The following is a 21,467-nucleotide window of genomic DNA, read 5'->3' on the forward strand; positions in this document are numbered from 1 at the left end:
GAACGTGGCGATCTAGCTTATTACCTAATTGCGACCCGACCAGACAACCTGTTACACCGCATGTCAGACCTCTTAGAATTGCTTTAGATATAGTATTTAAAGGGATGGCTACACCGCTTAGCCGCAAACTAAGTTGTGTTATAGCCAAGGCAGAGCTTACCCCGCCTATAGCACCACCTAACATGCCGATTGTGGCGGTAATTTTAAGGGCTTGGTGGTGAGTAAAAATCTCCGTTGAATTACAGCGAGGGCATTGCAGTGACATTGATGTTCCCCTTCAGTGATTGGTAGAAAGAGAATGTATGGCGGAAATTTTTTGGGTTGTGTGGAGTTAAAAAACCACTGAAAAACGCCACCTCTACAGCTTGGCATGAGCTGGAATTGCTCAAGCTCATGCCAAGCTGTAGAGGCAGTGGTTTAAATTATGCTATTTTTTTGATAAATCTAGTACAAATATGTCAATTAGTCCCTTAAGATCTTGTGGCAGCATTTCCTCAACGCTATTTTTTAGAGCCTGAGCGGATGTAATACCATGATTCTTACGTTCGGCGACTGATTCCGTCTCGCCGAACCAAAGTATGAGGTATATACCCTGTTCCTCCGCCTCTGGATGAATGGCGTAGCGCTCGAAAAGCTGTGTTGAAGCTGCGCTATAGAGCTCTCTGTGCCATTGTCCTTTTACTTCGGTCACAAGTAGTCGTCGTTTCCCATTGATTATTTTTGCGACGGTGAAATCACTTCGTTTTTCTGATTTGAGATGGTGTTCAGGAGTTATGATGATATTTTGATGCCTAAGAATTAGGCTAAGCCTTTCAGCAATTATCTCGGTGCATGACTCTTCTCCAAGTCTTGCTCCATTGCTATAGAATCGATCTACCGAGTTATATTCGCCTCCAAAAATGTATTTCTGATATTCCTGTAGTTCTTGGATGATGAGTTGCCGCAGACTTTCTACGGTAACTATGGAGTCACGATCAAGTGTGTTAACTATATCTCGTGTTGAGGGCGGATCGAATGCTTCCAGAGATTTTTTACGAACTTGTGCTGCATGTATGCTCTTCAAGTCTGCGTGTGCATCGTGGAACCTTTCGTCTGAGAGGAGTCGATTTAAAACAGGAATTGCTCTAGCTGGAGAATCTGAGCTTATTGACCATGAAATCTCGTTCAGGAAGCGATATGCCTTTTCCCCGGCAGGGCTGTCAGTCCCCCATTGGGTGGGCAAATCAACTTTTGGCCATTGTTCGATAAATGCTCCTAAGATTTTTTCAATTTTTATAGAGTTTAGTTTTGGCCAATGAGTATTGTCATGGCGACTCATATTTCCAGATCGGCTACTAAACACATGAACAATATTTCTGTCAGACTGAAGCCAGTTCCAGTATTCTTCTGGAGGGTTTTCAAGGAAATACCAAGCGCGTAAAAGCCAGAAAGCACGCTTATGTATGGTTTCCTGGCTATCCACGGTGATAAAATTCTCAGGCATTAGGCCTGAACATCGTTGTAAAATTAAGTCATTTAACTCGTCAGGATCGGCTTTTTCGATAACGATGTCAAATAGAGCTTCGAGTGGCTCTAAAGCTATATCGCAGTATTTTTTTAGCCATTCAAAAGAAAGCTCATGACGGAGGTTGCTGAATGCCTCCTCATGTTTTAATAGCCAGACTTTCGCACGAGAGGACCGGGAAGAAAGCTGAGGTTCAACGTATTTTCTCAGGAAGTTTTCTGCGCTCTCAGCATCGATGAAAAGGAGTCTGTCTACTTCTGTTTTTAACGCGTCTCGCTCTTCGCTGGCGACTGAGCTGTAATGCATGTCTATGCCCGCGCGAAGAGACTGCAACAAACCGTGCTCAACATTTTCGAGATGGCCTTGGTCTCTAAGAGTTTCTAAGCATGCAGCGTAGAGTATGACTTCAGATTGATCATACTTTGATGCGCCATGAAGCTCTGAAAGCTCCTCGAGACTAGGTACAGTGGATGATATGAAGCCAAAGCAGTTTCGTAATGATTTTCGCACTAAAGCGTCGTCTTCGAACTCTTCCCTTATTTTTTCAGGTTGCATCAGGGCAAGTTCTGCGAAGCGAACTAGTAGACTCCAATGGCGCCCGTTCTCTATTAGTTCGCGGTTGCTTTTGATGTATTCAATGTTCTGGGCATGGATATTTTTTTCTCTATTCTTGCGGCGTTTAAATCTTCTGCTTTGCAAAAAACGAGAGGTGTTATGCTCACGGGCATGGTGAATTGCTGCACGGTTTGATTTAGCCCACTCACGCATGAATGCAGGTTTGATGTTTGCTTGGTCGCGCATGTGGCTACGCAAGTCGTCAGGCCCACGATCGCTGCCGGTTCTATAAAGATGGTGGTGCGCTATAAAACTGATCCATAGCTGGGGATTATCTATCAAAAAAGCTAGGTCAATTATAAATCTATGATCTTTGGCTGTTAACAAAAGACCAGAATGTGAGTATAGGTTGAAATGATGAAGCTGGGTTTGAAATATTTCTTCTCTGTTGGTAATGCTTGAAAATACATGCGTAATTATTTCATATCGCAGTTTCAGGTCTTTTTGGAGAACATTGACTGCTATGCTTTCGTTTGCGCCATGCTGGTTGTTGAACTTTAAGTTTTTGACCCACTTCCAAATCCTGATGGAGTCAAATGGCGAATCAGCAAGCTCAAAATACCGGTCTAGAAGAGAGCCTATAATTTTACTAAGGCCGTTGCGGCATCTGCATTCAAAAGATTTTTTTCTGCAAGTGCATGCCAAGGATTCGGTTAACGTGTCTAGGACAATTTCAGTGGTTTCTAGGCTAAGTTTCGAGATAAGATCTTTTATGAAGTATCGAGAGCCTATGGTTCGCTCACGATACTCAGTATCGGGATAAAGGTGAGCACAAACTCTCAGGAAAGAAGCAATATAAGAGGGAGTGATTGATGAAGGAAGCAGCTTTTCAATTATTTTGGCTGAAAGGTTAAGCGAGATGTTAGTGGCTTCGAATATTAGAACTCGCAAGTCCTCAAGATAGTCATAGTCGGAAATTTCAAGCAGACATTTAATTGCTAATATTCGAGTGTTTTGGCTTTCCTCGGGTGTCAGCAGCAAGTAGCGAAGCTCTTTTGTTAAGAGGTTAGCTGCGGAGGAGCCTGCCAGAAGCTCAAGTATAAGATTTCGTAAATGGCCGTCGCTTTTTGTCTTTAGTAATAATCTTACGTCCTCAATTGTTTCTCGCGTAAAGAATCCTGCAACGCTAAATCTCCGCCAGAAGTCATTTCGTCGGAAATATGGGTCGGTTGCCTCGATTTCGACAAGCTTATTAATGAGCAGTTTTTTTGATGAGTTCAATAGCTGTGAAGGGTCACCGTTCGCCAGTACTGAGTACGGATCTAGTTCAATTATTTTTTCTTGAGTTGGCTTATCACCCAAGGCGGCCATCCAGCCAAGAAGGCCGCGAAGTTCATCCCTCACAGCTGAGTTCGGTGCGATAATAGGAAGGCACTTTGCCAAATTTAAGGAGTCGCTTGGATCTATTATTCGCTTGGTAAAGTAATCGGCGGCGCAATACTCTGCGACGATTTTGTGTACAGGCCGGTGATGATCCACGCAATCGCCAGGTTTAAATAGTCGGGTTGCTAATATGCTGCTGTTTGACTCCTGGTGAATAAATAAGGTGTCTAATGCCGGATACATTCGCTCTTCGGTAGATTCGCTTATGCATACACCCTCGGAGCCCGCTAGAAGTAGTTTTGCGAACACTTCTGAAGCTAGGTCTATCTTTTTACTGGTGCTAAATGTATCTGTTGTTCTAGCCGCGCCAGAATTTACCTCTTTTGCTAGGCGCTCCACTGCTAAAGAAAAAATAGACTTCTTATCTGGGAAGTGTCGATTGCTTTCAATGTAAGCATCTGCGAAAAGCTTTAAAAACTGAGGGTTCGGAAGTAGGTCTTGTAAATCAAATCTAGAAACTTCGGAACTGAAGTTCAAAAAGCTTTCTTCAGGTGAGTGATTTTCAAAAATTAGTTTCTGCTCTGATTCCGTGAACTCACAGAGCCTTACAATGAATGGCTCGCAGCCAAAAAACTCTTTAAAAGCAATGTTGTTAGCGTTTCCCCACTCGCTTGATCTACTGGACAGATAGACGTGTGTTGGCTTCGACGATTCCGCTTTGCTTAGTAGCGCGTAAATTCCTGAAGGATCAACCTTGGCGAGTTCATCGAATGCATCAATTACTAATGGGGAGTTTTCTTTTATTAAGGGGGAGTGCTTGAAACGATTGGCCGTCAGAACGACCGTGTCTAATTTCTGCGCGATACTCTCCATGAGTACCGTTTTGCCAGCGCCCGGCTCAGCTAGTATTACGACAAATTTTGAGGTTGTTAAGAGTGCGTCTTCGCTGAATAAGTCATTGTTGTTGGATAATTTGCGTGGCAGATAGAAATTAGAATTCATAAGAATCCATCTTGTATTTGCCCGGTCTTGCCGGATAGATTCTGAGCCTGAGTCCAGATAGGCCCGCCCTTCAGAAATCCTACGACATTTCGCTGTTCGAGGGGAGATCCACAGACGACGGTAAGCACAATCTCGGGTCAATGTGGAGACGGTAGGCTTCCAGCCGGTAGCAGCGAGCTTGGGCTGAGGGCTGCCCAACAAACGCGGCGAAGAACCAATTTGTAGGAGTTGGGAACCAAATTTTTGGGCTTCGTCGGAACTAAAATCTACAGGTGCCACGGCACTGTGGTTTTGTTGGCAGTCCCACCTGGGTAGGCTTGTTCTCGTTCGGTGAAGGCGGAGGAAGCCATGGTAATAGTTAACAGCTCAGATCGTGTGTTGCGCTTGAAACAGGTTCAAGAGAAGACTGGTCTTGGTCGGTCTACGATTTATGACCGACTTAACCCACGGTCGGCTAGGTTCGATAACTCGTTTCCTAGGCCCTTTAAGATCGGGCTATCAGCTGTAGGTTGGCTCGAAAGCGGCATTGATGAGTGGATAGCTAAGCGAGCGTCCAATATTAGTATTTATTAATACTGTCACTAATTGTCTTTTTCCCGATTCAGCGATTTCTTTTAAGGTGCGGTGGAGAACTAGGTTGATGCTCCGGCACTGCCGAGGTTTTTTGCTGCTGGGTATTTTGGTTTTTATAAGTATTTATCTTCTCTGAAAGCTATAAGGGGGACGGGCTGTGCTTGCTGAGATATTAATGGATGAGGACCTAATAGAGGAGATGGTTGAGGGGCAATGGGCCTTGATGACCACTACGGAGGGGGATGACCTGTTAATCAAGTCCGATGAGTCAAGTTTGATTTATGATGTGTGCTCCGTGACGCAGGTAGTTATGGGGCTGTTATCCAAAGCAGAGATGCTTAAAGTAGGTAGAAGCGGAAAGCGCAGCTTGACTCCGCTTGGGCGGAAGACTCTGGAATGTCTTCGTATTGACTTTAATCGTCTTGTGGCAGCATTCCCGGGAGGCGCTTTCAATCCCTATGTATACGCATTCGTAGAGGCCACCGGTAGGCTGATGAGTGATGAGGCGTTTTGGGGTGTGTCTGCCTATCCCGATCGTTTGGTAATGGGCGACGCAGTTAAGGCTTTCAGGATATTAGCTGAGGAGGTTTTGGGGGTTGATGCTGGGGGGGCACTGAAAACTACTTTGAGAAATGCTGAGCGTAATGCGAGAAAGAATTTGACTGGTCTTAATGCTTACGTAGACGCTTTGCTGGAACGGTATTCGAGGTTGGTGGTCGTAAGAGTCGATTTAAGATATGCAATCGGAGCGTTTGAGGCTAATGCAGATTTGATTGCTATTGTGAAAAGTGATTTTAATTATTTCTTGAGCTTCGTAAAAGGGAAGCGATTTGGTAAGGATGTTTGCGGCTATGTGTGGAAGTTGGAGTATGGAGCAGTCCAGGGCTGGCATTACCACGTTCTGTTGTTTTTGAATGGTGCGAAGCATAGAGAGGATATTTCCATCGGAAAGGAGCTTGGAGACAAATGGATGGATATCACTCGGCAGAAAGGATGTTATTTTAATTGTAATGCAAGGAAAGAAAAATATAAGAGGCCTGCTCTAGGAGTGGTTAGCTGGCGTGACTTCGAGAAAGTAAATAATCTCAAAAGAGCGGCAGGTTATCTTGCAAAGGCAGACATGCTGATACGCCCGAATCTGGCTGGCGGCGAAAGGGCGTTAGGAAAGGGCCGTATGCCTAAAGGGCATTCTGGGAAAGGTCGGCCTAGGCAGTGAAGCTCACAGCTAAGCAGTTTAGTTTTTAGGCGTACCCTTTCTTTTTCTTTGTACATGCTGCGAGACAGCAAGCGCTACGTCTGGATATTCGCGTGCCCACCGCATGAGTCTAGTAGTGATATCTTCCGGGGTTTTAAGTTTAAGGGTAGTCCTTTCGTAGTTTACGATATGGTCGGATAGCTCTGAGGCAAGATGACTTGTTGTCTTCCAGCCATTTTCTGGGCTTTTTTCATTTATGCACTTGATGAAGTAGCTTCGCGATTCTGTATAGACTGAATTTTTTGCCTTCGCTGCTGCTTCGTTTTTCTCTAATGTATCTATATGTTTGTTTGTAATTATGTCGGATGCTATGCTGGTCGCACCTAGGAAGTAGGCAGACATTATAAGTCCCCAGATAGCTGCAGGCTGATTGCTCTCCCTGTCTAGCTGATCAGCCATGGTTCGGAAAGTTAGACACATTTTTCCGTAGTAATCTAGGTTGCTGTTATGGTTGAGTATATCTTCTTGTAGTTTTTCAAATGCTTTGTTAATGGTTTTTGTCGTATGTTTCTCGTTAAGGATTTTTTTAGAATGTTTTTCTAGTAATTCTGCGTATGGGCGTAATGAATAGATCTCCATAAAGCGTTCCTCGGCCAGCCCATCGAAGTCGTTGAAGACATCATCTAAGCTTTGAGGTGGATTTGACATTAATGACATTATGTCGTTGGGGAGTTTTTTATTTTCTTTCATGGTTTGTTTTCTGCTATGGGACTATTTGCCTTCCCTGGCAAATTTTTATCTGTTTGTCCGAGTTGTAGGCGCAGATTACTTCGTGATATTGCTCAGAGAAAATTTAGCCCACTCATTCATCAATGCTCTGCGTTTGTCAAGGAAGTCTGATCGAGAATATGCACCTTCGGTTTGGTCTCGCTCGTCGTGAGCTAATGCTATTTCGCATACTTCTCTAGGATGATTCGTGCATTCATTTGCCCAGTCTCGAAATGTTGATCGGAAACCATGGCGCGTTATTTCTTTTTCTCCGATGCCATGCAGCAGATTTCGAATAGCATTAGCATGCATCACTCCAGATTTTCCATGGCCAGGAAAAAGGAAGCGACTGCTTTCAATTTTAGGCACTGCTTTGACAAGCGTGATCACTTGTTCGGGTATTGGAATCACGAAAGGCTTGCGCATTTTCATCCGTTCGCCCGGTAGTGACCAGAGCCCAGCCTGTAGGTCAAACTCATCCCAGCTTGCGAATCGCACCATGTGCGATCGGGCGCCTGTGAGGATGAGGAGCTGTGCTGCGATTGAAGTTGACGTTTCAATGCCCTGAAGCGTTGACATCAATGGAGGTATGTCTTGCCAGCGCATTGCCGTGAAGTGCTCTCGTTTCCGTGCTTTTCTTTTCTCGATTCGGCTCAGCAAGCTGTCTAGGTGACCGCGCCAGCGTGCCGGGTTTTCACCCTGGCGAAGCCCACGGGCCTTTGCAGCATCCAATACCTGCTCTATTTGGCCCCGTACCTCGTCCGCTGTCCGGGGCTTAACCGACCAGATCGGTTTCAGGACGGCCAGAACTTCCTCAGTTCCGACTTGATCAGCTGAAAGGGAGCCTATGTGCTCGAATGCATAGAGTTCTAGCTTTCTGAGCCAGCCCTTTCGCCACTTGTCGGACCAGCTACTCCCATGTGCTTCGCAGTAGCTCTTGGCAAGCGTTTCAAACTTGATCCTCTTCGCTTCGCTGGCCTTCTGATGCTCGAGCAAAGCAGCCCGCTCCATGTCACGGGCATGAAGGGGATCGATGCCGTCCACCAGTTGGCGTCGTTTGGCAGCGGCGTCCAAGCGCGCTTCTTTCAGGCTGACCGTGGGGTAAGCCCCTAACCCCATTTCTCTACGTCGGCCAGCAAGTTGGAATCTGAGAACCCAAGATTTTCGCCCAGTGCTTTTCACGACCAGTCGCAGGCCTTCGCCGTCCTCATACGTACCGGCCTCAACCAGATTCTCGACCTGCTTCGGATTTAGCTTTCCCATTCTGTCCTCCGAGGGATGCATATCTGTCCCCCCAGTCGTCCCCCCACATTTACTTCGGATGGCGCAAAACAGAGTTGGACCCCATAAGACGAATGATAGGCTGAGAGGCCCGTAGATCCTAGGGTCTGACGAAGTGGTTTGGACTGGTGGGGATTTCTTCGGACAAATAAAAAGCCGGCTTGTGGCCGGCTTCTCGGGGACGGTCTTGGCTCATTTTTGATGGGCCGCGATCGCCTTAAACGGTTGGCAACATGGCCTGAAAAAGATGGCGGACGGCTGTGTGAGGCGTCGCCAGGCCCTCTGGAATGCGGCTTGCACCATCAGGGGCGTGATGTGCGGCGTAGCATACTAGGGCTCGGGGTCCATGCCCAGCAAAAAATGGCGCGAAGTGTTTCAGCCTGGGCGGGCCGGGCGCAGGCACGACCACCAGAACACCCAGCCGAGGATCTCCAGGCGCTGTGCCCGACGTTGGTACGCGGTGTAGCGCTCGGTGGGGTGGTTGAGGCGGTCGTGGCTGTGCAGGCACAGGGTGCCATGGCGGCCGAGGGTGAGCTGGTGTACGCGCAGCTTGCCATTGTGCAGCAGTGCGTAGCACTCGCCCTCGACGACCCGGGTGAAGCTGCGGTCGACGGCCAGCAGCGCACCTTGTGGCAGGTAGGGCGCCATGTTGTTCGCTGGCATGCCAATACAGAACGCGTGTTGCGTGGCCACGCGGACGCAGTCAAGGGCCTCCCGGGGGATCGGTTGGTGCAGGTCCGGCGCGGCCTCCAGGCTTTCGTCACGCACGTGGTAAAGGGGCAGGGGGACGCTTTCGGTGGCCAGGGCCAGCAACGGTGCAGGCGGTGCCACGCGGGGCCTGGCCGGGCGGGGTGGGGTAAGGGGGCCCGGGTGTTTCGGGCCTTCGCCATTACGCAGCCAGCCGGGGTGCACGCAGAACAATCCGGCGATTTCCTCGACGCGCGCCTGGGGCACGCCACGCTTGAGCCAGTTGTTGACGTGCTGGGGGGTGACCTTGCGTTGGGCGGCAAAGTCCGAAGGGGTCAGGTTGCACTCCTGCAGGAGGGCTTTGAGGCGGTCGCCGGAAGTGTTCATGCGGGCGAGTCTATCGCCCTGATAAACGTGTGGGAATGAACCTGATGTCGAAGGGAGCTGTAGGGTAAATCGCGATTTGCAAGAGATTGCCTAGGACTTTGTAGGGCGATTCCTGCGCCCACAAAAAAGCCCTGCCGAAGCAGGGCTTTGTCTGTCAGCTTCAGCCTTTGTAGGCAGCCACCGACTTGGTGATCGCAGCGCGGGCGGCGTCGGCGCCTTCCCAGCCTTCGATCTTGACCCACTTGCCCTTCTCGAGATCCTTGTAGTTCGCGAAGAAGTGCTCGATCTGCTGGATCAGCAGGGCCGGCAGGTCGGTGTATTCCTTCACGTCGACGTACAGCTGGCTCAGCTTGTCGTGAGGCACGGCGATGACCTTGGCGTCGCCGCCGCCATCGTCGGTCATGTTCAGCACGCCGACCGGACGGGCGCGGATCACCGAGCCTGGGGCTACCGGGTACGGGGTGACGACCAGCACGTCCAGGGGATCACCGTCGTCGGCCAGGGTGTTGGGGATGAAACCGTAGTTGGCCGGGTAGAACATCGGGGTGGCCATGAAGCGGTCGACGAACAGGGTGTCGCTGTCCTTGTCGATTTCGTACTTGATCGGCGCGTGGTTGGCCGGGATCTCGATAGCGACGTAGATGTCGTTCGGCAGGTCTTTGCCGGCTGGAATCTTGCTGTAGCTCATTGGGCAATGCCCCCGTGTTTGATCAAAAAAGTGGCGGCGATTATAGGCACATTCCCACAGTGGGTGCCACGCCCGGCCGGATGTGCGGGGCGATCAGGCGTGGTGCTCACGGTAATGCGGGTGTTCGGCCTGCAACCGGGTAAGCCGGGCCAGTGGGTCCTGGCGGTAGAACAGCGCCAACTGCTGGTAGACCGCCGGAAAAGCCTGGTGCAGCAGATCAGGGGCGCTGAAGAAGTACTCGCTGGTCACGGCAAAGAACTCTGCGGGGTTTTCCGCGGCGTAAGGGTCGATGGCCGTTTCTGTGTCGGGGTCCTGATCGAGCTGGCGGTTCATGGCGTCATAGGCCTGCTGCATGGCCTGCGCCCAGTCTTCCACGCGCATGTCGTTGTGCAGTGGCGGCAGGCCGTTGGCATCGCCGTTGAGCATGTCGAGCTTGTGCGCCAGTTCGTGGATGACCAGGTTGTAGGCTTCCCAGCCCCCGCTGGCCAGTACCCCGGGCCAGGCCAGAATCACCGGCCCCTGTTGCCAGGCCTCGCCGCTGTGCTCGGCGTCCCACACATGTTCCACGCCACTGGCGTCGCGATGGCGCTGTGGGCTGAGGAAGTCGTCCGGGTAGAGGATGATCTCGTGAAAGCCCTGGTACCAGTTCAGCTCACCCAGGTGCAGCAGCGGCAACTGGGCCTGGGCAGCGAGGAACAGGCGCTGCTCGTCGTCCAGTTCGACGCCGGGCAGGGGGGTCAGGTGCTTGTCGTGCAGGAACAGCACGCAGGCTTCACGCAGCCAGCGGTCTTCCTCGTCGCTGAGGCCATCGAGCAGTGGCAGGCGATCGCGGATCACCTGCCATAGCTGATTGTCGACCGGGTAGCGGGCCAGGGTGCGCCGCCGGCGCCAGGCGCTGAACGACCACATGCCGCGGTCAGTGGGCCTTGGCCGCGCGGCTGAAGCGGCCGCGCAGCAGGCCGAGGATCATCGGCACCAGCGACAGGACGATGATGCCGACCACCATCAGCGACAGGTGCTGCTTGATGAATGGCACGTTGCCGAAGAAGTAGCCCAGCGTGACCAGGCCGCCGACCCACAGCAGCGAGCCGGCCACGCTGAAAGCCAGGAAGCGCGGGTAGTGCATGTGGGCGATGCCGGCGACGAACGGCGCGAAGGTGCGCAGGATGGGTAGGAAGCGCGCCAGGGTGACGGTCTTGCCGCCGTGGCGTGCGTAGAACTCGTGGGTGCGTTGCAGGTAGTCCTGGCGGAAGATCTTCGACTTGGGGTTGCGGAACAGGCGTTCGCCTGCGGTGCGCCCGATCACGTAGTTGGTGCTGTCGCCCAGAATGGCTGCCGCCATCAGCAGGCCGGCCAGCAGCACCGGGTCCATGCCGCCGCCTGCGGCCACGGCGCCGGCGATGAACAGCAGCGAGTCGCCGGGCAGGAAGGGCATCACCACCAGGCCGGTTTCGCAGAAGATCACGGTGAAGAGGATGGCGTAGATCCATGGACCGTAGTTGGTGACCAGCAGGTCGAGGTAGGCATCGAGATGCAGGATGAGGTCCAGCGGGTTGAAGTCCATGTACAGCACCTGTGTTCTTGACCCGCTTCTACGGGCGCGCGATGACGGAAAGCGTTCTGGGTGTGGTGGTTTACCTGCGAAAGGTAACTTTTCACACATGACTGGAAGGGGATTATACGGCGAAGTCTCGCTTATGCCCGGAGAGTTTGTAGCGGGGGGTTACTGTGTAGGAGCGGCTTCAGCCGCGATGCAGGCAACGCGGTCTGTGTGGGTGATCGCGGCTGAAGCCGCTCCTACGGGGCCGATGTCCGGCAGGGTTTCAGTCCTGGCTGATCGGCAGGATGTAGCTGTCGAACTCGGTGTCCTTGCGAAAGCCCATGGATTCGTAAGTCTTCCTTGCCACCTCGTTGTCGCTGCTGGTGGACACGCGCATGCGCACGGCGTTGGTTTCCTTGGCCATTTTCTTGGCCTCGCGCATCAGGTTGTCCGCCACCAGCATGCGCCGCGAGTCCTCGGCCACGTAGATGTCGTTGAGGATCCACACGCGCTTGAGCGACAGCGACGAATAGCTTGGGTAGAGCTGGCAGAAGCCCAGCAGACGGTCGTCGGCTTCATCCGGCAGGGCCAGGTAGATGATCGATTCGCTGCGCATGAGGCGTTTTTGCAGGAACTTGCGCGAGCTGTCCGGGTAAGGCAGCTGCCCATAGAACTCACGGTACTTCACGAACAGCGGAGTGAGCAGGTCGAGGTGCTCGAGGGTTGCCTTGATGATGCGCATGTGCGGGCCTCTGAGTCCATGTGGGGGTACGGCGGATTGCCAGCTGCGTCAGTACGCATGCTGCCTAATGCAGGGTAGAAGCGCAATCCGCCTTCCATGACATGTTTCTTACCCTTCTCCGAGTAGGAAATTTCCGCTTTTGGTGCCGGCGTTATCGCTGTCGATACTATGGACCTCCGCTTCGTCCTTGAGGTTCACCCCCGAAAGCTGGCGTCGACAGGCTTCACGCATCAAGTACAGCAGGCGATGGGCGGCCATGCCATAGCTCAGGCCTTCCAGGCGCACGTTGGAGATGCAGTTGCGGTAGGCGTCGGTAAGGCCAACCTTGGGCGCGTAGGTGAAGTACAGCCCGAGGCTGTCGGGCGAGCTCAGGCCCGGACGTTCGCCGATCAGCATCACGGTCATGCGCGCGCCCAGCAGTTCGCCCACTTCGTCGGCCACCGCCACGCGGCCCTGTTCCACCAGCACCACCGGGGCGCTGCGCCAGCCGTCGGCGGCGGCTTGCTCCTCGAAGCGGCTCAGGAAGGGGAGCGTGTGGCGGTGCACGGCCAGGGCGGAGAGCCCGTCGGCGACGACGATGGCCAGGTCTACTCCGCCCGGGTTGGCCTGGGCATGTTCGCGCAGGCGCTGGGCGGAGTCCTCGTGCAGGCGCCGCCCCAGGTCGGGGCGTTGCAGGTACTGGTGGCGGTCAGTGGCGGCACTGTGCAGCAGCAGGCTGTCGCGGCCCCGCGCGCTAAGCTGCTGGCGCAGGCCGGCGTGGTCGAAGGGCAGGTGCACGGCGTCGCGGGCCTGGGCGTGGGCGTATTGGAAGTCCAGCTGGGCGCCGGTGGGCAGGCTGATACCAGTGCGCCCCAGGGCGATGCGCGCGGGGGTGAGGTTGCGCAGCGCCAGCCAGGGGTTGTCCGGGGTGGGAGTATGTCGATCCATGGTCACCTCTAGGCCAGGTGCGCCAGTGCATGGCGGAAGGCCGGTGGCAGGTTGTCGCCGAAGCGCACGCGGCCATCGGCCTGGGTGAAGATGCCAGTACGCTCCAGCCAGGCCTCGAATTCCGGTCCGGGCTTCAGGCCCAGGGTCTGGCGGGCGTAGAGCGCGTCGTGGAACGAGGTGGTCTGGTAGTTGAGCATGATGTCGTCGGAGCCGGGGATGCCCATGATGAAGTTGATCCCGGCCACGCCCAGCAGGGTGAGCAGGGTGTCCATGTCGTCCTGGTCGGCTTCGGCGTGGTTGGTGTAGCAGATGTCGCAGCCCATCGGTACGCCCAGCAGTTTGCCGCAGAAGTGGTCTTCGAGGCCGGCGCGGATGATCTGCTTGCCGTTGTACAGGTATTCCGGGCCAATGAAGCCGACCACGGTGTTGACCAGGAATGGCTTGAAGTGGCGGGCCACGGCGTAGGCGCGGGTCTCGCAGGTCTGCTGGTCGACGCCATGATGGGCGTTGGCCGACAGGGCGCTGCCCTGACCGGTCTCGAAGTACATCAGGTTCTGCCCGACCGTGCCGCGCTTGAGCGACAGGCCGGCCTCGTAGCCTTCGCGCAGCACGTTGAGGTTGATACCGAAGCTGGCGTTGGCCGCCTCGGTGCCGGCGATGGACTGGAACACCAGGTCCAGCGGCACGCCGCGGTTGATCGCCTCGATCGAGGTGGTGACGTGGGTGAGCACGCAAGCCTGGGTGGGGATGTCGTAGCGCTGGATGATGGCGTCGAGCATTTCCAGCAGGGCGCAGATCGAGGCAATGCTGTCGGTGGCCGGGTTGATGCCGATCATGGCGTCGCCGTTGCCGTAGAGCAGGCCGTCGAGGATGCTGGCGGCGATGCCGGCCGGTTCGTCGGTGGGGTGGTTGGGTTGCAGCCGTGTGGACAGCCGGCCGCGCAGGCCCATGGTGCCGCGGAACTTCGTGACCACGCGGATCTTCTGCGCCACCAGCACCAGGTCCTGCACGCGCATGATCTTCGACACCGCCGCCGCCATTTCCGGCGTCAGGCCGGGGGCCAGGGCGCGCAGGCTGTGTTCGTCGGCCTGCTCGCCCAGCAGCCAGTCGCGCAGGCCGCCGACGGTCAGGTGGCTGACCGGGGCGAAGGCCTGTTTGTCGTGGGTGTCGATGATCAGCCGGGTGACTTCATCTTGCTCATAGGGGATCAGCGCTTCGTTGAGGAAGTGCGTCAGCGGGATATCGGCCAGGGCCATCTGCGCCGCGACCCGCTCACCATCGTTGCTGGCGGCGACGCCCGCCAGGTAGTCGCCCGAGCGCGCCGGGCTGGCCTTGGCCATCACCTCTTTGAGGCTGTCGAAACGGTAGATCTGGTGACCGACCGTGTGCACGAAACTTGCCATACAGAATCTCCAGGGCGCCGCAGGGCTGGCCTGCGGCGTGGGTCGGCGCTCAGTGCAGGGCCTCTTCGGCCTGCTGGATCGCGGCGAATTCCTCTTCGGGCGTGCCGGCCACCAGGTGATGGCGGCTGTAGAAAGCAAAGTAGGCAATCAATACGGCATAGATCAAGGCGGCGCCGATCACCACCCGCGGATCGACCAGGAAGCCGGCGACCACGGCGATGCAGGCCAGCACCAGGGCCACGCCCGAGGTGAAGATGCCACCTGGGGTGCGGTACGGGCGCTCCATTTTCGGCCGGCGGATGCGCAGGGTGATGTGCGCGGCCATCATCAGCACATAGGACAGCGTGGCACCGAACACCGCCACCAGGATCAGCAGGTCGCCCTGGCCGGTCAGCGACAAGGCGAAGCCGATGATCCCGGGGATCACCAGGGCCAGCACCGGTGCCTTGCTCTTGTTGGTTTCCGACAGCTTGCGCGGCAGGTAGCCAGCACGGGAAAGGGCGAAGATCTGCCGCGAATAGGCGTAGATGATCGAGAAGAAGCTGGCGATCAGGCCGGCCAGGCCGACCAGGTTGACGAAGCCGCCCATCCAGGTGGAGCCGCCGTAGGCTTTGGACAGCGCCTCGACCAGCGGGTTGCCGGAAGCCTTGAGCGCGTCGGCACCGGCGCCGCCAGGGCCGACCACCAGGATCAGCAGGGCGAAGGCGAGCAGCACCAGCATGGCGCCGATCAGGCCGCGGGGCAGGTCGCGCTTGGGGTTCTTGGTTTCTTCGGCGGCCAGTGGCACGCCTTCGACGGCGAGGAAGAACCAGATCGCGTAGGGGATCGCCGCCCACACGCCGACATAGCCGAACGGCAGGAAGCTGCTTGCACCAACGGCGTCGGTCTTGGCGATGTCGAACAGGTTGGCTGCATCGAAATGGGGCACCATGCCGATCAGGAATACGGCCAGGGCAATGGCGGCGATGGCCGTGATGATGAACATCAGTTTCAGCGCCTCGCCCACCCCGAAGATGTGGATGCCGATGAACACGATGTAGAACGCCAGGTAGATCATCCAGCCGCCGATGCCGAACAGTGACTGGCAGTAGGCGCCGATGAACACGGCAATGGCTGCGGGGGCAATGGCGTACTCGATGAGGATCGCCGTGCCGGTGAGGAAGCCGCCCCAGGGGCCGAAGGCGCTGCGGGCGAAACCGTAGCCGCCGCCGGCGGTGGGGATCATCGACGACAGCTCGGCCAGGGAGAAGCACATGCACAGGTACATGGTGGCCATCAGCAGGGTGGCGAGGAACATGCCGCCCCAGCCGCCCTGGGCCAGGCCGAAGTTCCAGCCGGCGTAGTCGCCGGAGATCACGTAGGCCACGCCCAGGCCCACCAGCAGGACCCAGCCGGCGGCGCCTTTCTTCAGTTCACGTTGCTGGAAATAGTCCGAGCCGACTTTTTCGAAGTCGACGGAAGAGCTCGCCGGCGCGCCGGCGGAGTGATCGCTTGGCATGGTGTTCACCTGTTCTTTTCGTTTTTGAGTGGTGAAAGTTTTGCAGGATGCGGGCCAGGGGGGAGCGGTTCGCCAGCAAGCTGGCTCCTACGGGGTGGACTGCCCCCAAAAACTTGGACAGATCAGCTAGCAGCCTGGGCCCTGTACTCAACAGGGCTTAGGCCGTCCAGCTTCAGTCTGATACGGTCGTGGTTGTAGTAGCGGATGTATTCGTCCAGGCCTGCTTTCAATTCTTCCACGCTTTCGAACCGCTTCAGATAGAAAAACTCTGACTTGAGCGTGCCGAAAAAGCTTTCCATTGCCGCGTTGTCCAGGCAATTGCCTTTACGCGACATGCTCTGCTTCACACCGTGACGCTTAAGCGTGTCGCGGTATTGAGCCTGCTGGTAGTGCCACCCTTGATCAGAGTGGATTACCAGCTTTGGCTCATCGCCCAAACAGCCCAGCGCCTTATCCAGCATGCTTCCAACCAAGCTGTAGCTGGGGCGGCTGGCCGTCTCGTAGGCCACAATCTCGCCGTTGTATAGATCCATCACTGGCGAGAGGTAGAACTTCTGCTGGGCCACTTTGAACTCGGTCACGTCAGTCACCCACTTCTGATTCGGGCGCTGGGCGATAAAATTTCGCTCCAACAGGTTCGCCGCGATCTTGCCGACAATTCCGCGGTACGACCGATATTTCTTGCGGCGCACAACCGATTGCAGCCCCATTCCAGCCATCAGTCGCTCCACGACCTTCTTGTTGACCACTGTCCCTTGGCGCCTGATCGAAAGCGCAACACGGCGGTAGCCATACAGCCCCTTTTCCTCGTGATAGACGCGCTGAACCAACTCTTTGAGCGCAGCATCCTTGTCCGGCTTTTGCTGGATTTTCACTTGGTAGTAGAAGGTGCTGCGAGCCAACTCAACCAGCGCCAGGAGGCACGCCAAGGGGAATCGATCCTTGAGCTTGGCGACGATCAGCGCTTTTTCGTCTGACTTCGCTCTTTTGACTCCCTCAAGGCCTTTAACTCCTTTAGGACAGCATTCTCCATACGTAGATATTCGAGTTCAGCCAGCAATTGCTCGCGAGGTTTGTCCGCATCATGGGCGTCGGTTGGCTTTACAGGCTTGATGTTCTTCGGCACGGCAGTCGGCTTTTTGGGTTGCTCAGGTGTGGGATGACCACTGTAGTACTGCTGCTCCCAAATGCCTATTCGCGAAGACTGGCCAAGGCCAAAATGCGCTGCAGTTTGGCGCATCGAGAGCCGATGCTCGCGCATGTGCCGCACTACTTGCTGCTTGAAGTCATCACTGTAACGAAGGCTCTTTGGCTTAGGCGCAACGCTGGAGTGCGCCTGGTGACTGGCGACCCATCGCCGCAGCAGACTGACATCGATACCAAAATGCTGCGCCACCTTCCTGAAGCCATTGAGGCCTTCAAGGTAGGTGGTGATGGCTGTGAGCTTGAAGCGCTCGGTGTATTTGCTCATAACTCCCCCAAGGGTTGGATTGGTGTCCAACTTCTTGGGGGCAGTCCAGGGACAGGTAGGAGCCAGCTTGCTGGCGAAGGGAGCTTAGAAGAAGCCCAGCGGGTTGATGTCGTAGCTCACCAGCAGGTTCTTGGTCTGCTGGTAGTGGTCGAGCATCATCTTGTGGGTTTCACGGCCGACGCCGGACTTCTTGTAGCCACCGAACGCGGCATGGGCCGGGTACAGGTGGTAGCAGTTGGTCCACACGCGGCCGGCCTTGATGCCGCGGCCCATGCGGTAGGCGCGGTTGATGTCGCGGGTCCACACACCGGCACCCAGGCCGAACTCGGTGTCGTTGGCAATGGCCAGGGCTTCGGCTTCGTCCTTGAACGTGGTGACGCTGACCACCGGGCCGAAGATTTCTTCCTGGAACACGCGCATGCGGTTGTTGCCCTTGAGCAGGGTCGGCTGGATGTAGTAACCGCTGGCCAGTGAACCTTCCAATTGCTCCACCTTGCCGCCGGTGAGCAGCTCGGCGCCTTCTTCCTGGGCAATCTTGAGGTACGACTGGATCTTCTCGAACTGCTGCTGAGAGGCCTGGGCGCCGACCATGGTGTCGGTGTCCAGCGGGTCGCCGCGCTTGATCTGCAGCACCTTCTTCATCACCACTTCCATGAACTGCGGGTAGATCGACTCTTGCACCAGCGCCCGAGACGGGCAGGTGCACACCTCGCCCTGGTTGAAGAACGCCAGCACCATGCCTTCGGCGGCCTTGTCGATGAAGGCCGGCTCGGCCTGCATGATGTCCTCGAAGTAGACGTTGGGCGATTTGCCACCCAGCTCGACGGTGGACGGGATGATGTTCTCGGCGGCGCATTTCATGATGTGCGCGCCGACCGGGGTGGAGCCGGTGAAGGCGATCTTGGCGATGCGCTTGCTGGTGGCCAGGGCCTCGCCGGCTTCGCGGCCGAAGCCTTGCACCACGTTGAGCACGCCCTTGGGCAGCAGGTCGCCGATCAGCTCCAGCAGTACGGTGATGCCCAGCGGGGTCTGCTCGGCGGGCTTGAGCACCACGCAGTTGCCGGCGGCCAGGGCCGGTGCGAGCTTCCAGGCGGCCATCAGCAGCGGGAAGTTCCACGGGATGATCTGGCCGACCACGCCCAGCGGTTCGTGGATGTGGTAGGCCACGGTGTTTTCGTTGATCTCGGCGGCGCCGCCCTCTTGGGCGCGGATGCAGCCGGCGAAGTAGCGGAAGTGGTCGACCGCCAGCGGGATGTCGGCGTTGAGGGTTTCGCGGATCGGCTTGCCGTTGTCCCAGGTCTCGGTGATGGCCAGTACTTCGAGATTCTGCTCGATGCGGTCGGCGATGCGCAGCAGGACGTTGGAGCGGTCCTGCACCGAGGTGCGGCCCCAGGCATCGGCGGCGGCATGGGCGGCGTCGAGGGCCTTGTCGATATCTTCGGCGGTGGAGCGGGGGAACTCGGCGATCGGCTGGCCGTTCACCGGCGAGGTGTTGGTGAAGTACTCACCCTTTACCGGAGGAACGAACTCACCACCGATGTAGTTGCCGTAGCGGCTCTTGAAGGAAACCTTCGCGCCCTCGGTACCGGGATGTGCGTAACGCATGGTGTGTCTCCTGGTCGTTGTGATTGTTGCGGAGTTACCAAGCGTAGAGCAAAGGTCGGGCCAGTGCCGTGGAGCCTTTGCAAATCAGTGACTTGAGTCAGTGTTCGGCGCGCGGCGATGAAGCGCTGTGCCAGGCATGGCACGGGACGGGTGACACTTTGTACCGTTTTCGGCACGCCCATGACTCGGTGGTCAGTGCGGCATTGCAAAGCGTTCGCGCCTGGAGGATGCTGGCGGGACGATCGATCTGCGGAGAACAACAACACATGCAGAGCAATTCGTTCAGCCGCCATGCCCAGCAGGTGCTCACCATCGCCCGCGGGCAGGCCAGCGGGCCGGGCAGCGACCCGTCCATCGCCCGTTCCTGGCTGCGTTGCCTGGAGGATTACCACCTCGACCCCGCACGTGCCCAGGCGCCCGTGGTGCTCGAGCACGGCCGCCTGCTGGAGAGCCGCGAACGCCTGCACCAGGTGCTGCAGATCGCCAACAACGAAATGAACAGCCTGCACCAGCAACTGTCTGGTGCCGGCCACGCGGTGCTGCTCACCGATGCCCGTGGCGTCATCCTCAACTGCGTCACCACGCCCAGCGAGCGGCGCATCTTCGAGCGCGCCGGGCTGTGGCTCGGTGCCGACTGGAGCGAGGCCCGCGAGGGCACCAACGGCATCGGCACCTGCCTGGTCGAGCGTCAGGCCCTGACCATCCACCAGGACGAACACTTCCGTGGCCGGCACACGGGGCTGACCTGCTCGGCCAGCCCGGTGTTCGACCCCCATGGCGAGCTGCTGGCGGTGCTTGATGTTTCATCGGCGCGACCGGACGTGTCGCGGCAGAGCCAGTTCCACACCATGGCCCTGGTCAACCTCTCGGCGAAGATGATCGAGAGCTGCTATTTCCTGCGCCACTTCGAACAGCAATGGTTGCTGCGTTTCCACCTGCAGGCCGAGTCGGTCGGGCTGTTCAGCGAAGGCCTGCTGGCGTTCGATGGTGACGGGCGGATCTGCGCGGCCAACCAGAGCGCGCTGAACCTGTTGGGCACCATCCGTGGCGGCGTGCTGGGCAAACCGCTGGACACCTTCTTTGCGTGCAGCCACGACGAGCTGTTCAGCCGCGCTACGCCACAAGGCAGCACAGCCTGGCCGCTGCATACCCGTGATGGTCGGCAGGTGTTCGCCAGCCTGCGTGGTCAGGCGCGCACGCCGGTCTGGTCGGTGCCGGTGGCGTTGCCCAAGGCCAGCGAGCCCGGCATCTGCCTGCTCGACCCGGCCTTGCAGAACGATTTTCGCCGCGCCGTGCGTGTCTTCGAGCGCGACGTGCCGTTGCTGCTGCGCGGCGAGACCGGTTGCGGCAAGGAGGCCTTCGCCCAAGCGGTGCACCAGGCCAGCGCCCGCCGGCACAAACCGTTCGTGGCGATCAACTGCGCCTCGATTCCGGAAAGCCTGATCGAGAGCGAGCTGTTCGGCTATCGCGGCGGCAGTTTCACCGGCGCGCGCAAGGAAGGCATGCGCGGCAAGCTGTTGCAGGCCGACGGCGGCACCCTGTTGCTCGATGAGATCGGCGACATGCCGCTGGCCTTGCAGACCCGCCTGCTGCGGGTGCTTGAAGAGCGTCAGGTGGTCCCCATTGGCGGCGAGCCACAGGCGGTGGATGTGCGGATCATCAGTGCCACCCACCGTGACCTGCTGGAGCGGGTGGAGCAGGGCGGTTTCCGCGAAGACCTTTATTACCGCCTCAATGGCCTGGAGGTGGCGTTGCCGGCGCTGCGCGAGCGCAGCGACAAGGGGCAGTTGCTGGATTTCCTGCTGGAGCAGGAGGCCGAGGGCCAGGCCATCGGCCTCGAGTCCGGCGCCCGCCAGGCGCTGCTGGACTTCATCTGGCCGGGAAATGTGCGGCAACTGCGCAATGTGCTGCGTACGCTGGTGGCGCTGTGCGAAGGCACGCATATCGGTTTTTCGGATCTCCCTGCAATCGTCCGAAATGGCGCGCCCTCTGTAGGAGCGGCCTTGTGCCGCGAAAGGGCCGCAGAGCGGCCCCAGGATTCCGGCAGCGCTGCTGATTCCGCCGGGGCTGCTTTGCAGCCCATTCGCGGCACAAGGCCGCTCCTACACGCCGAGCGCGATGCACTGCTCGCCATACTGGAGGCAAACCGCTGGCACCTGACCCACGTCGCCGAGCACCTGGGCATCAGCCGCAACACCCTCTATCGAAAACTGCGCAAACACGGCATCGCCCGGGCTGGTTGAGCGAAACAGCGGGTG

Annotated in this window: 16 protein-coding genes; 3 read left to right on the top strand and 13 right to left on the bottom strand. The window is 56.8% G+C overall.

The annotated features are described in order from the left end of the window. Positions 1–427 precede the first annotated feature (427 nt). Entirely contained in the window at positions 428–4,723 is a 4,296-nt protein-coding gene (locus tag JYG34_RS02875; RefSeq protein ID WP_241285915.1) for a hypothetical protein, read from the bottom strand. Between the two features lie 69 nt (positions 4,724–4,792). On the opposite strand from JYG34_RS02875, the gene JYG34_RS02880 reads away from it, so the two are divergent. Both JYG34_RS02880 and JYG34_RS02885 read left to right on the top strand, forming a co-directional pair. Then, positions 4,793–5,017, top strand: a complete 225-nt coding sequence (locus JYG34_RS02880; RefSeq protein ID WP_073657730.1) for an AlpA family phage regulatory protein — start codon at positions 4,793–4,795, stop codon at positions 5,015–5,017. A gap of 157 nt (positions 5,018–5,174) precedes the next feature. Beyond that, positions 5,175–6,233 carry a YagK/YfjJ domain-containing protein gene (locus JYG34_RS02885; RefSeq protein ID WP_213659395.1) on the top strand — a complete coding sequence of 353 codons (1,059 nt, stop codon included), beginning with the start codon at positions 5,175–5,177 and terminating at the stop codon, positions 6,231–6,233. Positions 6,234–6,251: 18 nt separating this feature from the next. Here JYG34_RS02885 and JYG34_RS02890 read toward each other — a convergent pair whose 3' ends face one another. From JYG34_RS02890 to exaC, 12 genes are all read right to left on the bottom strand, one after another. Beyond that, positions 6,252–6,962, bottom strand: coding sequence for a hypothetical protein (locus JYG34_RS02890; RefSeq protein WP_126679781.1), 711 nt, complete (start codon positions 6,960–6,962; stop codon positions 6,252–6,254). Positions 6,963–7,037: 75 nt separating this feature from the next. Continuing rightward, entirely contained in the window at positions 7,038–8,243 is a 1,206-nt protein-coding gene (locus tag JYG34_RS02895) for a tyrosine-type recombinase/integrase (protein WP_213659396.1), read from the bottom strand. 393 nt (positions 8,244–8,636) lie between these two features. After that, a complete protein-coding gene (locus JYG34_RS02900) occupies positions 8,637–9,335 on the bottom strand; it encodes a LexA family transcriptional regulator (RefSeq protein WP_213659397.1) in 699 nt (232 codons plus the stop codon). Positions 9,336–9,495: 160 nt separating this feature from the next. Beyond that, positions 9,496–10,023 (bottom strand): inorganic diphosphatase, encoded by a 528-nt coding sequence (gene ppa / locus JYG34_RS02905; protein ID WP_003255365.1) that lies wholly within the window; start codon positions 10,021–10,023, stop codon positions 9,496–9,498. 93 nt (positions 10,024–10,116) lie between these two features. Further along, complete coding sequence (locus JYG34_RS02910) at positions 10,117–10,932, bottom strand: zinc-dependent peptidase (protein ID WP_213659398.1); 816 nt, start codon at positions 10,930–10,932, stop codon at positions 10,117–10,119. 7 nt (positions 10,933–10,939) lie between these two features. Continuing rightward, positions 10,940–11,587: a DedA family protein gene (locus JYG34_RS02915; RefSeq protein ID WP_213659399.1), complete on the bottom strand. Its 648-nt coding sequence runs from the start codon at positions 11,585–11,587 to the stop codon at positions 10,940–10,942. A 259-nt stretch (positions 11,588–11,846) separates the two neighbouring features. Further along, the gene (locus JYG34_RS02920) at positions 11,847–12,305 is read right to left on the bottom strand and encodes a GNAT family N-acetyltransferase (RefSeq protein WP_213659400.1); all 459 of its coding nucleotides are present in this window, start codon (positions 12,303–12,305) and stop codon (positions 11,847–11,849) included. Between the two features lie 108 nt (positions 12,306–12,413). Beyond that, the gene (gene eutC, locus JYG34_RS02925) at positions 12,414–13,232 is read right to left on the bottom strand and encodes an ethanolamine ammonia-lyase subunit EutC (RefSeq protein ID WP_213659401.1); all 819 of its coding nucleotides are present in this window, start codon (positions 13,230–13,232) and stop codon (positions 12,414–12,416) included. A gap of 8 nt (positions 13,233–13,240) precedes the next feature. Further along, a complete protein-coding gene (locus JYG34_RS02930) occupies positions 13,241–14,635 on the bottom strand; it encodes an ethanolamine ammonia-lyase subunit EutB (RefSeq protein WP_213659402.1) in 1,395 nt (464 codons plus the stop codon). Positions 14,636–14,684: 49 nt separating this feature from the next. After that, positions 14,685–16,133 (bottom strand): ethanolamine permease, encoded by a 1,449-nt coding sequence (eat, locus tag JYG34_RS02935; protein ID WP_213659403.1) that lies wholly within the window; start codon positions 16,131–16,133, stop codon positions 14,685–14,687. A 122-nt stretch (positions 16,134–16,255) separates the two neighbouring features. After that, positions 16,256–17,604 (bottom strand): IS3 family transposase gene (locus tag JYG34_RS02940; protein WP_434011162.1). Its coding sequence is split into 2 segments (ribosomal slippage): positions 16,256–17,145 and positions 17,145–17,604, totalling 1,350 coding nucleotides; the frame shifts between segments, so codons are not numbered across the junction. An 84-nt stretch (positions 17,605–17,688) separates the two neighbouring features. Further along, positions 17,689–19,209, bottom strand: coding sequence for an acetaldehyde dehydrogenase ExaC (gene exaC, locus JYG34_RS02945; RefSeq protein WP_213659404.1), 1,521 nt, complete (start codon positions 19,207–19,209; stop codon positions 17,689–17,691). Positions 19,210–19,475: 266 nt separating this feature from the next. Here exaC and JYG34_RS02950 point away from each other — a divergent pair, with 266 nt between their 5' ends. Beyond that, entirely contained in the window at positions 19,476–21,452 is a 1,977-nt protein-coding gene (locus tag JYG34_RS02950) for a sigma-54-dependent Fis family transcriptional regulator (RefSeq protein ID WP_213659405.1), read from the top strand. Positions 21,453–21,467: the final 15 nt, after the last annotated feature.

Origin of the sequence: Pseudomonas entomophila (genome assembly GCF_018417595.1) — a bacterium.
In the GTDB taxonomy this organism is placed as follows: Bacteria; Pseudomonadota; Gammaproteobacteria; order Pseudomonadales; family Pseudomonadaceae; genus Aquipseudomonas; species Aquipseudomonas entomophila_C.